At 34.5% G+C, this 13775-nt stretch carries 16 protein-coding genes; 8 read left to right on the plus strand and 8 right to left on the minus strand.

Features of this window, described 5'->3' with window-relative positions; all coding sequences use genetic code 11:
* The first annotated feature begins 111 nt into the window (after positions 1–111).
* The 3 genes from E2R67_RS06955 (at position 112) to E2R67_RS06965 (ending at position 3167) form a co-directional block, all read left to right on the plus strand.
* Complete coding sequence (locus tag E2R67_RS06955; protein WP_208379483.1) at positions 112–555, plus strand: hypothetical protein; 444 nt, start codon at positions 112–114, stop codon at positions 553–555.
* A gap of 140 nt (positions 556–695) precedes the next feature.
* Positions 696–1271, plus strand: coding sequence for a hypothetical protein (locus tag E2R67_RS06960; protein ID WP_134290210.1), 576 nt, complete (start codon positions 696–698; stop codon positions 1269–1271).
* A gap of 150 nt (positions 1272–1421) precedes the next feature.
* Positions 1422–3167 carry a GGDEF domain-containing protein gene (locus tag E2R67_RS06965; protein WP_134290211.1) on the plus strand — a complete coding sequence of 582 codons (1746 nt, stop codon included), beginning with the start codon at positions 1422–1424 and terminating at the stop codon, positions 3165–3167.
* 38 nt (positions 3168–3205) lie between these two features.
* Here the strand turns inward: E2R67_RS06965 and E2R67_RS06970 are convergent, their stop codons facing one another.
* Positions 3206–3745, minus strand: a complete 540-nt coding sequence (locus E2R67_RS06970; RefSeq protein ID WP_134290212.1) for a peroxiredoxin-like family protein — start codon at positions 3743–3745, stop codon at positions 3206–3208.
* Between the two features lie 79 nt (positions 3746–3824).
* Here E2R67_RS06970 and E2R67_RS06975 point away from each other — a divergent pair, with 79 nt between their 5' ends.
* The 3 genes from E2R67_RS06975 (at position 3825) to E2R67_RS06985 (ending at position 5675) form a co-directional block, all read left to right on the plus strand.
* Positions 3825–4430 (plus strand): TetR/AcrR family transcriptional regulator, encoded by a 606-nt coding sequence (locus E2R67_RS06975; protein ID WP_208379484.1) that lies wholly within the window; start codon positions 3825–3827, stop codon positions 4428–4430.
* A gap of 132 nt (positions 4431–4562) precedes the next feature.
* Positions 4563–5033 (plus strand): hypothetical protein, encoded by a 471-nt coding sequence (locus E2R67_RS06980; RefSeq protein ID WP_134290213.1) that lies wholly within the window; start codon positions 4563–4565, stop codon positions 5031–5033.
* Positions 5034–5261: 228 nt separating this feature from the next.
* Positions 5262–5675 (plus strand): hypothetical protein, encoded by a 414-nt coding sequence (locus tag E2R67_RS06985; protein WP_134290214.1) that lies wholly within the window; start codon positions 5262–5264, stop codon positions 5673–5675.
* A gap of 142 nt (positions 5676–5817) precedes the next feature.
* On the opposite strand, the gene E2R67_RS06990 is transcribed toward E2R67_RS06985, so the two are convergent.
* The 3 genes from E2R67_RS06990 to E2R67_RS07000 all read right to left on the minus strand — a co-directional run bounded on the left by E2R67_RS06990 (position 5818) and on the right by E2R67_RS07000 (position 7210).
* Positions 5818–6315: a DUF2867 domain-containing protein gene (locus E2R67_RS06990; protein ID WP_166739334.1), complete on the minus strand. Its 498-nt coding sequence runs from the start codon at positions 6313–6315 to the stop codon at positions 5818–5820.
* Positions 6316–6449: 134 nt separating this feature from the next.
* A complete protein-coding gene (locus E2R67_RS06995) occupies positions 6450–6782 on the minus strand; it encodes a YnfA family protein (protein ID WP_134290216.1) in 333 nt (110 codons plus the stop codon).
* A gap of 23 nt (positions 6783–6805) precedes the next feature.
* A complete protein-coding gene (locus tag E2R67_RS07000; protein WP_134290217.1) occupies positions 6806–7210 on the minus strand; it encodes a GFA family protein in 405 nt (134 codons plus the stop codon).
* 284 nt (positions 7211–7494) lie between these two features.
* Here E2R67_RS07000 and ggt point away from each other — a divergent pair, with 284 nt between their 5' ends.
* Positions 7495–9240 carry a gamma-glutamyltransferase gene (gene ggt / locus E2R67_RS07005; protein WP_134290218.1) on the plus strand — a complete coding sequence of 582 codons (1746 nt, stop codon included), beginning with the start codon at positions 7495–7497 and terminating at the stop codon, positions 9238–9240.
* Between the two features lie 94 nt (positions 9241–9334).
* Here ggt and E2R67_RS07010 read toward each other — a convergent pair whose 3' ends face one another.
* From E2R67_RS07010 to E2R67_RS07020, 3 genes are all read right to left on the minus strand, one after another.
* Positions 9335–9778, minus strand: coding sequence for a hypothetical protein (locus E2R67_RS07010; protein WP_134290219.1), 444 nt, complete (start codon positions 9776–9778; stop codon positions 9335–9337).
* 321 nt (positions 9779–10099) lie between these two features.
* The gene (locus E2R67_RS07015; protein ID WP_134290220.1) at positions 10100–10513 is read right to left on the minus strand and encodes a hypothetical protein; all 414 of its coding nucleotides are present in this window, start codon (positions 10511–10513) and stop codon (positions 10100–10102) included.
* A gap of 187 nt (positions 10514–10700) precedes the next feature.
* Positions 10701–11096 (minus strand): ribosomal maturation YjgA family protein, encoded by a 396-nt coding sequence (locus E2R67_RS07020; RefSeq protein ID WP_134290221.1) that lies wholly within the window; start codon positions 11094–11096, stop codon positions 10701–10703.
* Positions 11097–11576: 480 nt separating this feature from the next.
* Here E2R67_RS07020 and E2R67_RS07025 point away from each other — a divergent pair, with 480 nt between their 5' ends.
* Entirely contained in the window at positions 11577–12404 is an 828-nt protein-coding gene (locus E2R67_RS07025; RefSeq protein ID WP_166739335.1) for an LEA/WHy family protein, read from the plus strand.
* Between the two features lie 80 nt (positions 12405–12484).
* Here the strand turns inward: E2R67_RS07025 and E2R67_RS07030 are convergent, their stop codons facing one another.
* The gene (locus E2R67_RS07030) at positions 12485–13765 is read right to left on the minus strand and encodes a hypothetical protein (protein WP_243836975.1); all 1281 of its coding nucleotides are present in this window, start codon (positions 13763–13765) and stop codon (positions 12485–12487) included.
* Positions 13766–13775: the final 10 nt, after the last annotated feature.

Genomic DNA, 13775 nt, shown 5'->3' on the forward strand with positions numbered 1-13775 from the left:
TACGTGATAGTTAACTCAATTTAAATAACATTGTGTGGGCTTAAACGGGTTGATAAATTATGCTTGTCATCATAAAAACTATCACCTCAACTTCTTAAATTGGTACTCAACATGATTAGAAAAATAGCGTTACTCTCAATGTTAACTGTTTTTAATAGCTTAAATAGTTCGCCAATCTATGCAGCTGACAATTTATTTTCTCAATCCCTTGATTATGCGCAAGTTGAACATGTGAATGGCAAACAAAGCAAGGATGGAAGCTGGTGTTTTAGTACGCAGGTTAGACATAATGACCAAGGTTGGGTGCATTATGCAGATGGCTGGCTGGTTCATGATTTAGAAGGTAACTTATTAGCAGAAAGAACGCTCTTGCACCCACACGATAATGAGCAGCCTTTCACACGTAGCCAATGCGGTATTAAAATACCTAAGTCATTAACTCATGTTGTTGTCAGTGCGAAGTGTAACCAACATGGTACGGGCGGCCATCCTGTAAAGTTAAACATGAATAAAACTAGTGGAGAAGGTTTTACTCTAACTCCCTATCAACTATAAAGTAGATTTTGTAAATATCGCCCCTATTTTAAAATAATCAAAAATCTTTGTCATTTAACAAGTTTATTCACCAACTATTACTTTAATTCCTTTCATACTAGGATAAAATGACGACCTAAAATTTATCAAGGAGTTATAGAATGAATATGCAGGATGAGGTGATAAGGATCCTTACGTTTTACCATGGGGATAACAACTTTAATATGAACCCTCATGTGCCGGCTGAAATCGAGCATTATGCCCGAGCTGCATTAGATATTGCAGATGATGATATTGTTCTAGCTGCGATACGTTTATCATTCACTAAATTTCATCGTGGATTGGTCATTACTCGTGATGGTCTTTTCTGGCGTAATGGACCTAAAATAGAAACAACAGTTAATCATTTAACTTGGCGAGAACTCAGTCTTCGTAAATCAAATTTCCGTCCGAAACCTAAATCAATTGATCTAGGTGATGGAGATGCGATCGATAATACTGGTTCAATTAATAAAAGTAGCGCCGTGATTAACTTACTTGATTTATTAATAGACAAATATAGCGAACAAGCATTAGAAAGTGATGGTTTTGTTTTTGAAAGTGGCAAAGACGAACTTGCTCGTAACATACCAACAAATAAAGCAGAATTAAAACAAGAGAATACGCAAAGTGCAGCTGAAGCCAATGATGGCAAAAGCTTTCTTGGCGATTGGTTTAAAAGCCTACTTAGTAAATAGAAACAGCAGCAAATGAATACAAAACCTAACGTTACTAGTTTTTGTATTCATTTTTCAAGCTACCTTCACCGCTTACTCTACTCTGTCATAAACACGTAATATAAAGTCACTATATTAACTAAACCTATTAAGATTAATATATGATTTTTTATGCTCAACTTAAAAGACTTGTCACTTAGCGTCATTATCGAAAACCAAAATCTATCCGTCGTTTTCCAACCTATAGTAGATAATAGTGAGCGAAACATACTAGGGTATGAAGCACTAATTCGAGGCCCCTTAAATAGCCCTTTGCACTCACCTATTGCCTTATTTTCAGAAGCTAAAAAACAAGGTCGTTTAGTTGAATTAGAATTCTTATGCCGAGAACTTTCCATATTAAAATTCAAAGCACTAAACCTACCGGGGAAACTGTTTTTAAACGCAAGCCCAGAGACTTTATTCCAACCTAATTTTCGCTCTGGTTACACATTAAAATTATTAGAGAAAATAGGCTTATCTCCCTGCCGAGTTGTTATTGAATTAACTGAGCATAGCCCATTAGAGAATTATGAATTAGTACGTGATGCCTTAAAGCATTACAAAGAAATGGGCTTTGAAATAGCGATGGACGATTTAGGCTCTGGTTATTCAGGTCTGCGTATGTGGTATGAACTACGCCCTGACTTTGTAAAAATTGATAGGCACTTTATCTGTAATATCCATAACGATAAAGTAAAACAGCAATTTGTACGCTCTATCAAAAACATCGCTAAAGAGCTTGACTGTAAGGTGATCGCCGAAGGAATAGAAACCCAAGATGAATATGAATTCATAGAAGAAATAGGCTTACAGTATTTCCAAGGTTATTACTTTGCCCACCCTCAGCAGAAACCATTAACCCAAGTAACAGATCATTTATTCGGTGATAAACGCTTAATTAAGCGACCAAAAATTCGCTTTCAGCCTTCTACAAAAATCAATGACTTATTGCAACCAATAGAGGCAATTGATGCTTCAGAAACCATTGAATATTGTGCTGATTTATTTAATAAAATCCCTGATTTAGATAGCATTCCCGTACTTGAAAATAATATTCCCATTGGTTTGATACTTAGAAACAGCTTAACCAATTTATTCTTTTCAAAATATGGACGCGAGTTATCAGGGCAAAATAAAATAGAATCACTTGTTGATCGTCAAATATTAGTTTTGGAGCATGATTTATCAATTGAACAAGCCAGTGCGTTGATAAGCAAAAAGGTAAGAAGTAAAAAAGCATTAGAATTTATTATTGTTAAGGATCAAAAATACCAAGGTGTAGGCTCAATTATTGATTTATTGACCGAAGTGAGTAACTTACAAATTGACAATGCCCGTTATGCCAACCCACTTACACTTCTGCCCGGCAATGTACCTATCAGTAAAAAATTAGACTTCTTATTAAAAACACAAAATCCTTTTACTGTTTGCTATATTGATTTAGATAACTTTAAACCCTATAACGATTGCTACGGTTATGAAAAAGGCGATCAAATTATTCTTGGTTTAGCTGACATTTTAAAAGAATGTATTACTGATAAAAGTGACTTTATAGGTCATATCGGTGGAGATGATTTTATTTTAATCTCCTCTTCTAAACACTGGAAGAAGCAGTGTGAAAAAATATTAGAAAAGTTCGCTGAGTGGGTACAGCATCGTTATTCACAAGAAGATCGTAATAAAGAAGGTATTTCTGCGGAAGATCGCACTGGTAATATGCAGTTTTATCCTTTACTTAGTTTATCTATTGGATGTATCTGTTTACCGCCGCCAATATGCACAAGCCATCATGATGTTGCCGTTTTAGCTACTTACGCAAAATCAATGGCGAAAAAAATGAAAGGAAATTCACTTTTCGTTTCCGATAAAAAGTAACACGCGAAGACAATATGCCTTCGCTTATTTTATAAAAATTAACCTTCGTATGTGCCACGAATAGGATAATTATTTTCAGGATCACGCACAAAAGCTAACCCTTGAGCAATCACAGCTAATTCAGGACGAACGGCTGGAGAGTTTGACGTGCTAGCAATTTGTACTTTACCTTCGCCATTTATAATGAACAGGCCTGGTTCAGCAAAAAGACTATCGGTTTCCGCTGCAGAGCGTGGCTCAGAAATATACAAACCTAACGCTTTCATTTGTTCAACACTTAAACCATAAGCCACTTCAAAATTTAATTTAAGTTCACTTAAATGTGCATCTGCTTTTTCTAATGTATCGGCAGAAACTGCAACTACATCTACTCCTAATTGATTAAAATCAGGCACTAAATCATTTAATGCATTAAGATATCTTGTACAAAGAGGACAATGTTTACCACGGTAAACAACGACCAAACGCCAATCGTTACCTTCTCCTTGTGGAGTTGATAAGGTAACTTCACTACCACTGATAGTAGGTAATGTAATAGTGGGAAAAATAGCACCTGCACTTAATTTAGTTGATTGCATAGTATTAACTCGACTTTTGTAATGAATGTTAATAAAGTATATGCACCTAATTTTTAACTTGCAATAGGTTTTGTAACAAATGACACAAAAAAAGATTGGACGCCCTCGTGCCTTTGATAAAAACGAAGCGCTAACAGCTGCGATGAAAGTTTTTTGGATCAAAGGTTATGATGGTGCCTCAATGAAAGATCTCACAAGCGCCATGAAGATTAATAGCCCAAGTCTCTATTCGGTTTTTGGGGATAAGCATGCGTTATATTTAGCCTCAATTGATAACTATACGAAAAATAATCCAGCATCACCTTTAGTGATATTTGAAAGTGAACCCAATATCGAAAAAGCAATTCGTGCTTTTATGAAAGCAGCATTAGATTCAGCAACCAAAAATGAGTTTGGCACACTTGGCTGCTTTCTAAGTTCAAGTGTTGCAACCACAGCAGGCGTTGTAGATGGCGTACAAGAAAAGTTAAAAACTGCGATTCTAGAAGCTGATGCTAGACTAGTAAAACGCTTTGAATTTGAAAAGCAAAATGGCGTATTAGCAAGCGACTTTCCATCGGAAGAGCGAGCTCGTTTAATGTTTGATCTTCGCCAAGGCTATACTTTTAGAGCAAGAGCAGGATTAAAAAGTGACAGTATGGAAAATGATCTTAGTTTTAGAGTAAAAATGGTGCTTGGTGAATAAAAATCTATTTAAAATCATGCTATAACATCATCTATTCATTAAAACGCTAAATAATAGTAATTCAGTATTTAAACGTTTATTTGATGTGATTATTGCAAACAAAAATAAACAACCTATAAGTGGAGCTTTACAATGAAAAGTCATAAAGAAATAGCATTAGACGCAATCGATTTAGTCACCCCTTCAATACTTAAGTTATTTGAACGCACAAATCGCAAAGAGCTACATATTGTTGTAATGGACCCAACTATCAAACCTTGGGAAGCAGATTTTAAAGATGCAATTTTAGTTGAACAATCTATGGGTAAACCAGATGAATGGACAATAAAATTTGATGATTTAGCTAGAAATAAAGCACAGCAAGCATGGCGTAGCGGCTCTGCAAATATGAATCACCAAACAGCCCATCCATCTTCATTAAGAGAAGGCGATGTTTTATTTTACGGTTCATTTGTTTATGGTGACATTGTCGTTGGTTGCAGCGGTGTTCAACCCTATTATGACATGTTGATCAGTAGCTGGGTTGCGCTTGCTTTTGAACAGTTATCCGTTGCAGAATATCAACGATCTAAAGATGAAACACCAACCAGAGCCTTCAGATAACATTAAATGATATTCGGTGTTAATAACTGATTTTTTTTCAAAAAACAGTCAGAATTGACATCGAATTTATTTACCCATTTCCTTTAAATCCATATACCTCTCCTCTAAATAATAAAAAAATTTAAAAATCTGAAATTAAATTAAAACAAGCTCGGTCTTGTTATATGCAATATTTTTTTAATCTATTGTATTTATTTAACTTATATTAATTTATCTAAGGAATTTTTAATGTCACAAGCTCTATCAGCAGACTTGAAGAACCGCCTTCAATGGTCACTTTTGTCGTTACGTGTAGGTGTATTCATTGTATTAGGTATGTGGGTACTAGATAAACTCGTTAACCCTTCACATACAGCGGCAGTGTTAAATGCCTTTTACGGTATTGGTGATGCGAGCACTTCAGTAGTCACTATTATGGGGGTTTTACAATTAGTATTAGTACTTGCATTCCTTGCTGGGATTAAAAAACGCATAACTTACGGACTTGTTTTCGTTATGCATGCCATTTCAACTTTTGCAACTTACGAAAGATATATTGACGGCTTAAATAACCTACTATTTTTTGCTGCTTGGCCTATGCTTGCTGCTTGTTTAGCACTTTATCTTCTTCGTGATGAAGATGTGAAATTTACAGTTAAGTAATATCAATCACAATAAGTAGATTATTTGTTTTATTTACTAAAACAGATAACATATTAATGTTATCGATATAATTGATATTATAAACCCTGCATGATAATCAATATTATGCAGGGTTCTTCATAAAAAATAATCTTATTGAGATTTATAACCGCCCGCCTTTCAAGGCTTGTTTGATGCAATATTTAGTCAACATTTGATGTAAAGGTTGAATGCATCTCATATATATTCTACCTTTCTTATTTTTAAAATTGGTCAACGTCGAAATAATAAATCGAGTATCAGTTACTCTTAATACAGAGACCCAAATGTCCATATTTTTCTCATAGGCAACAACAACTAATTCTGCTTCAGATATTTTATCGAAGGTTAATAATCCTATTTTCCTGCCTTGATAAATATCATTATATTGAAAATACACTGGAAAAGTTAACTCTGAAAAATTGAATCGTTTAGCAATATTATTTCTAAATTTGTAAAGGCGATAAATAAAGTTAGGTAAATAAGCAAAAACACTATGATAAACATATTTTGCAGCTAAATGTCTTCTGCTCGTATTCACAAGAAATGAGTCTCTATAATAGGATTCATTCTCTTTACCATTGAGTAACGTTTGAGGAGGAAAGTTTGCTTCTGAAACCATACTTAGTTTATCCTTTGTACACTTTAAATGCATAAAACCAATTAGTTAGCTTTATAAATTTATTTTAACACAGTAAATAATTAATTAATGCGATACAGGTTTTAGGGTCATTTAAAAGTTTTTCACTCAAATCTCTAAGTGCTTTTAGAGCCTAATATAATAACTAACATACCTAACAACACGATAAGCCCACCGATGATATCCGTACTGACAGGTTTGATACCATCTACAATCCAAAGCCACAATAATGAAACAAAAACATACATACCTCCATAGGCGGCATAAACACGACCAGATGCAGCTGGATGAAGTGATAACAACCAAACAAATAAGGTAAGGCTGATAGTTGCAGGAATAAGTAAGAAAATACTTTTGCCTTGTTTCAACCAAAGATAAGGCAAATAACAACCAATAATTTCTGCAAATGCTGTCAAAGCAAATAATGTAATCGTTTTTAGTTCAAACATTTGAATCCCAATTACATAGATATTTATTCAGGAAACTCGTTAAATTGTATTGCTTTTAACGCATCATCATACCATTTCGCTTTTTCAGAGCAGAATATATTGTCTTGGGGCATCAATGTTGCCGTTGAATCCAAGCTTCCAGCAGGAAAAATTAATGCTTCACCAGATAGAGAAAGATAAGGCACAGCACTGCCACATTCCGTACAAAAAGCTGTACTAATCGTTCTACCAGGTACATCGAAACGTTTAACAAATTCAAGGCCTGTTAGCCATTTTATATTTTGTGGAGAAGTAAATAAATTAGAAGCATGTGCAGAGCCCGTTACTTTTTGGCACTGAATGCAATGGCATAGATGAAACTGTTCAAATTCATCATTACATTCAAAAGAAACTTTACTACATAAGCAACTTCCTAATAATACTGACATTTACTTTCCTTTTTGTTTTACCCTACTTCATAACATTAACAAATTTTATATTAACAAGCAGATTATAAGTTTGAGTGGCTATTTTAACCATATAAAAGATGAATAAGATAACTATTCAACATAAATTTAATACCACTCCATATTTAGCAATGATAAAGTGCTAGAGCATCATAATCACTTTTTCGTTGAATATGATGATAAATATGCTTAAAAAGAAGCGTTATTGTTTGCTTTAGAAACAAAAAACGACAATTTTCCATTACTCTCGTTATGAGGAAAAAAAGATGCATAAAAGACTACCCGTAATAATCAGTTTAGCCTGTGCTTCAATTACAATAAATGCCGCACCACAAGTCACTGATTTTATTGCTCCAGAGCTCACTTCCAAAGTCGTTGATAAACAAAGTGTCGATGCACAAGAATTCATGGTCTCTGCAGCCACCCCCCTAGCCGTAAAGGCTGGTTACAATGTGCTAAAAAATGGCGGTAATGCAGTCGATGCATTAGTCGCAGTACAAACTATTTTAGGGCTAGTAGAGCCGCAATCATCTGGCTTAGGAGGCGGTGGTTTTCTTGTTTATTATGACGCTCAAGCTAAAAAATTAACCACCTTCGATTTTAGAGAAACCGCCCCATTGGCAGCAACGCCTGAGCTTTTCCAAGATGCACAAGGAAAACCCTTAAAGTTTTACGATGCAGTTGTGGGTGGCCGTTCAGTAGGGACACCGGGGACAGTTAAGCTACTTGATACCGTGCATCAAAAGTACGGTAATCAAGACTGGGCTCAATTACTTAACCCCGCTATTAAACTGGCTTCAAATGGTTTTAACGTATCAGAGCGCTTAGCTTCTGCAATCGCTAACGACAAAGAAAGGTTAGCTCGTTACCCGGGTACTAAAGCTTACTTCTTTACAAGTGAAGGAGAACCTCTTGCAGAAGGAACATTACTTAAAAACCAAGCCTATGCAGAAACATTAAAATTAATCGCCAAAGAAAGATCTGATGGATTTTATTTTGGAAAAATAGCTAAAAATATTGTTAATAAAGTTAATAATATTGAAGATAACCCAGGTGTTTTAAGCCTTAAAGATTTTGAAAACTATCAAGTAATAGAAAGAGATCCAGTCTGTGCACCTTATCATCAATATGATGTGTGTGGCATGGGTCCTCCAAGCTCAGGGGCTTTAACAGTTGGACAAATTCTAGGCATATCTTCTCACTTCGATCTCAAATCAATGGGCCCTAATGACCCAACGTCTTGGCAAGTTATTGGTGATGCATCTAGATTAGCCTTTGCTGATCGTGGTCGTTATATGGCAGATACAGACTTTGTACCTATGCCTCAAGGTCTATTAGATAAAGACTACCTGGCTTCACGTGCGGCATTAATAACCAAAGGAAAAGCATTAGAAAACGTGTCAGCAGGATCACCGCCATGGGATGGTAAAATTGCATTAGCAGATGATATTGCGATCGAATTCCCATCTACAAGTCATATTACCATTGTTGATAAAAGTGGGAATATCATTTCCATGACTACCACTGTTGAAAATGGATTTGGTTCACGCGTAATGAGTAATGGTTTCTTACTAAATAACGAATTGACTGATTTCTCGTTCGCTTCTGCTAAAGATGGTTACCCAATAGCGAATCGTGTTGAACCAGGAAAACGTCCTCGTTCTTCTATGTCACCGACCATTGTTATGAAAGATAACAAACCTTATATTGCGATTGGCTCACCTGGTGGTTCTCGTATTATCGGTTATGTTGCTCAAGCCATTATTGCCCAACTAGATTGGGGAATGGATATTCAAGATGCGATTTCAATGCCGCATTTAGTGAACCGTTTTGGGACTTTTGATTTAGAAGCAGGCACTGAAGCAGAAAAATTTAAAGCGCCACTTGAAGCAATGGGTTTTAAGGTATCAATAAGAGATTTAAACTCTGGTATTCACGGTATTATTTTAAACAACGGAAAATTAACCGGTGGTGCAGATCCTAGACGTGAAGGTATTGTTTTAGGCGATTAATAACTAATTTATTGATTAAATAAAAGCCCGTATTAACTGGTTTATAACCAAGTTAATACGGGCTTTATATTCGCTTTAAAATACTAAAAAGTGATTAAAATAGCGCTTTAATTGGCTCAACAAAGTCAGAAGCACTACGTGTCATTCTGTGGCCTGATTCAATCGTGATTTCAGTTCCATCAATAGAAAACTCGCTTTTTGAATCATCAAATTTTGCTTTAGGTTTAACAACAATTGAAGTGATATTAGCAAGCTCTTCTTTATAATCCGCATCGTCATTGCAAATAGTAGACATTGCTTCCAAAGCAGCGACTGTACGCTCACCTGTATGGCCAAGAACCCATACGTTTTCATAGCTATCAGATGCTAAAGCGTCAGTGTTTTCACTGATCATTTGGCCTACAGCATTCCAATCAACAGTAACGCTTAACTCTGTGCTACCTGCATCAGCTTTAAGTTTTTCAACTTGAGTTGCAATATTTTCATCAGCAGCTCGAATTGCTTTTTTTTCTACCATTGCGAATTTTACTTGTTCCATTGTCTTTCCTTAATTTATTACTTAATTGAGTTAATAGTGCCTAATTCATCTAACTAGGCATCAAATTTTTAAACAACGCTTGATTACAGATCATTTATAATCTGAACCAATGTTTTAAGCAGATTATTTGATAGGAATAACATTTTTTAAATTATATTTTAATAATGTTTAACGCAGTACTTCTATGTGATATTTAATCTAAATAGACAGGCATCTATATCTTATTAAATACTTAAACCGACAGAAGAGTACCGATCGGTTCAAAGGTATTCTAACAGGTATTTATTATTTTAAAACTCTTTTTAATATCAAAATTAATATTTATTGAGCATGATTAATAAATAAAGCTTCAAGACCTGGTTTATTAATGTCTGCACCAGGAATATACAAATAACAACTAATCCGTGCATAATTGTCTAAGTCACTACCCCATAAGCAAGATTCTTCATAGCGAATATTATTCTCTTGAAAACGAATACGCAGAGCCTTACTCTCACCACTTAAAACAGATTCGAAGCTAGCAACACCGACTATACTTTGACCATCAATTATTCTTTTTACTTTTAATTTTCTTTCTTCTAAATAAATAGAAACCTTGCCGCTATAAGTCTGCTGGGTATCTATTCCTTCTCCAATTAATAAATAATCTCCAACAACAAATTTTTCCACAAAATTATCTTCAGCTCTCACAGCCAATGAAAAAAAAGCAAATATAATAATGAAAACCCTACTCATATAAATAACGATCCTATGAATGAAATGATTTTAAGCGCTGGAGTAAAGTAAAAGTTATCATTAAAGCAGCTATTACAGATTTAAATAGCTGTCATTTAAGTCACTAATACGATTTGCATTAAATACAAACCATATAAATACTTTATATTTAATGCGTTAAGTTAAAAATAAAACCGAGGAGAGACAGTTAATCAACACGATATGACATTTTATCTAACTGAATACGATATGATTCGCTAAGAATGATAATGCCCCAAGCGATACCATAGGCGAGTAAATCAAACCAATCGAAGGTTGAACCTAAAACAATGCGAGCAATTTGATTATCTTGCAATCCTAATATATTGATCAGTTGATAAAACTGTCCAATTTCAACGGCAAATGCAAATAAAAGAACATAATGAGCAAGTTCGTAGTTTGACGCTTTAATAAAGATTTTAAGACCGAAATATACCCAGAAAACAGCTAAAACATCACCAACAAACGGTCTAATGAGCTCGTCGTTGACAAACATCGCAATAAATACGAGTACAGCAAGTAAAAGGAGATTTATAAAAAGATATTTTATATTAAACTGAAACATTTAACTTTTCCCTTAAGTCAGAAATAACTGATAATGCTTAGTATTCTTTATATCAACAAAAAATTAAAGCACTTTATGTTGAAAACACTTGATTAAGTTTAAAAATATTCTTGCAGTTAAAATTTCAAATGGATTATTAAAAACAGCCACAGCTCATTTGAAAGAGAACAAATAAACTAACCTTATAGGGTTAGTTTCGTTATTAATTTTGACTTTATCCCCTCTGCGAGGCTTCTACTAAGGTTAAATATTAGAAAAATAGAGCATAAATATCATCATTGAATTATAACCTTCTGTTACAATATTACTTAACTTAATACAAAGTGATTATCAGTCTCCTTCCCTTGAATAGGTTGAATAACTTTATTCTGTAATTGACTATAATATTGCGTACTTACTCTAAGTTACTTCAGCTGTGCTTTTATATTTCCGGATATAGCTTTAACTTTAACTAAAACTTTCATTAAGAGAATGTGGATTATGATTAAAAAACTACTAGTAGGTGTATTGGTTTTAACAACAACCGCCTGTACAACATTACAGCATGAACTAAAAAACTACCTCAACAAACCAGTAGTCAATTACAAATCAATTTCAGTTGGTAAATTAGCCATTGATGCAATCGAATTAAATCCAACTTTCAACGTACAAAATAAAAATGCTTTTCCTATACCTATTAATGAAGCAACTTATGAGCTGTATTTAAATAATGATAAAGTCTTAGATGGCACCACTAACGCGATTGGTACCTTGCCTGCAAACCAAGACAAAGATGTCACATTATCGCTTAACCTAACTCAAGAGACATTAATCTCATTACAACATATATTGCTAAGAGATAAACAACTTAATTATCGAGTTAAAGGTAATGTTAATGCAATGGGCCTAACCCTACCTTTTGAAAAATCAGATACGCTCTATGTTCCTGATTTAAAAGTGGTTGACATGCAAGTGGTCAACGCGAGTTTTACAAAATTAGATATTATGCTAAAACTCGAAGTCACTAATACGAATAACTTTAATTTACCGCTAGAAAATATTCATTATTCGGTATCTTCTAATCGTAACATTTTGTTTAACGGTGATCTTAAAGATCAAAACGTAGCAAAAGGCAGCAATACTATTCAACTCCCTTTAACCATTAAACCTAATACATTATTTACTAATATATTTGCACTATTGAATAATCCAGTATTACCGCTGCATTTTGAAATAAATACACCTTTGTTTAATAAATCTTATGATCACTCGTTAAATTTAAGCTCTTTCTTCTTTGCTAAAGAAAAGCTTAATACATTTAACCTATAGGGAAAACAGAATAACAATTCGGTTATGCTTAAAAATAAACGAATAGCCTAGCCGAATTGTTAACTAAATAGTTTGAGGAATTAAAAGAAATAGCGAACTGATAATTGTAATTGTTTTTCAACTAAATCAATATCTTGATTTTCATAAGCGCGAGCAGGTCTTGTACTATCGATAACGTTCGCTTCTGCTGCAACAAACCAATTTTTATTGACGCGATAAGTATGATTAAGCGTTAAAGCTATACCGTCCTCATTATTATCATCACCCACAGTATTATCATGATCGTCGACTGAAAATTCCTCAACGCGTACTGTACTCTTATGCTTTTTATTTCCTAATAGAGAGAACCAACGATAACTTAATGCGATGAAGCCACTTTGATAACTATTATTCACCACATCTTCTCTAGATGTATTTTGCATTAAGGTCTCACCCGCTAGATATTGTGCGACTAAGGATATATTTTGCGATAACCGCCATTTTGCCCCTAGATGATAAAACCGAGTATCCCAACCATATTGACCATTAACCACTTTATAAGGGGTCGCTCTATTATCATAATAACCAGCTGAAATTTCACCTTGATGATGTAATTTCCATTCAACATTTAAATGATAGCCAATATTATTATCCAGTTCCAAAAATGGGTCAGTGTCACGAGCTTGGTTTTCTAGCACTCCACCTTCATCGAGAGCATCAAACCAAGGGATTGTTCGTCTTTCTGTCCATAGCGTTTGTCTACTGCTACTTGTCCAACCATGCCAAGCAAGTAATGCCCCTGTCGGATCATTATTCACAAATGCCGATGCAGAAAACGAAAGGTCAAACTTATTATTATTGAGTCTACCTAACCGAGTGGCTTTAAAATCAGTCCCCAACACACGTACTTCTTCACCAATCCACGTATTAATCATTGATGAGTTCAATGTGTCCTTACTTGCCCAAGCAAAAGCATCATTTTCTAATGAAATTTCAGGGTAATAAATACCTGATTTAATTTGAAAACGATAACCTGCTTGATTTGGGATAGTTCGATATTTTAGATAGGTTTCGGTCATACCGATTTTACTATCATTATTACTTTCAGTATTGGCATAAGCATTAATAACAGAATGCAGGCTTAACCCATTATCCCAAGTTGCAGAGAGTTGAGTTGCAGCTTGCGCAATAGAAGCATGAGCGCCATTGTTAAGCCCAAATTTGCCTTGTCCTGCTGCGAGATAGCTTTTCTCCAAAGAGTCAACTGCATTCAATCTAAGGTCAGCAATACCATGTACGCCATATTCAACAGCCATCACATTAGGTAGGTAAGTAAACCCAGCCACTAATGAAAATGAAAGTAGAATATATTTAGGTTTCACTGCAATTCCT

The sequence above is a fragment of the Psychromonas algicola genome, assembly GCF_004378355.1.
GTDB lineage: Bacteria > Pseudomonadota > Gammaproteobacteria > Enterobacterales > Psychromonadaceae > Psychromonas.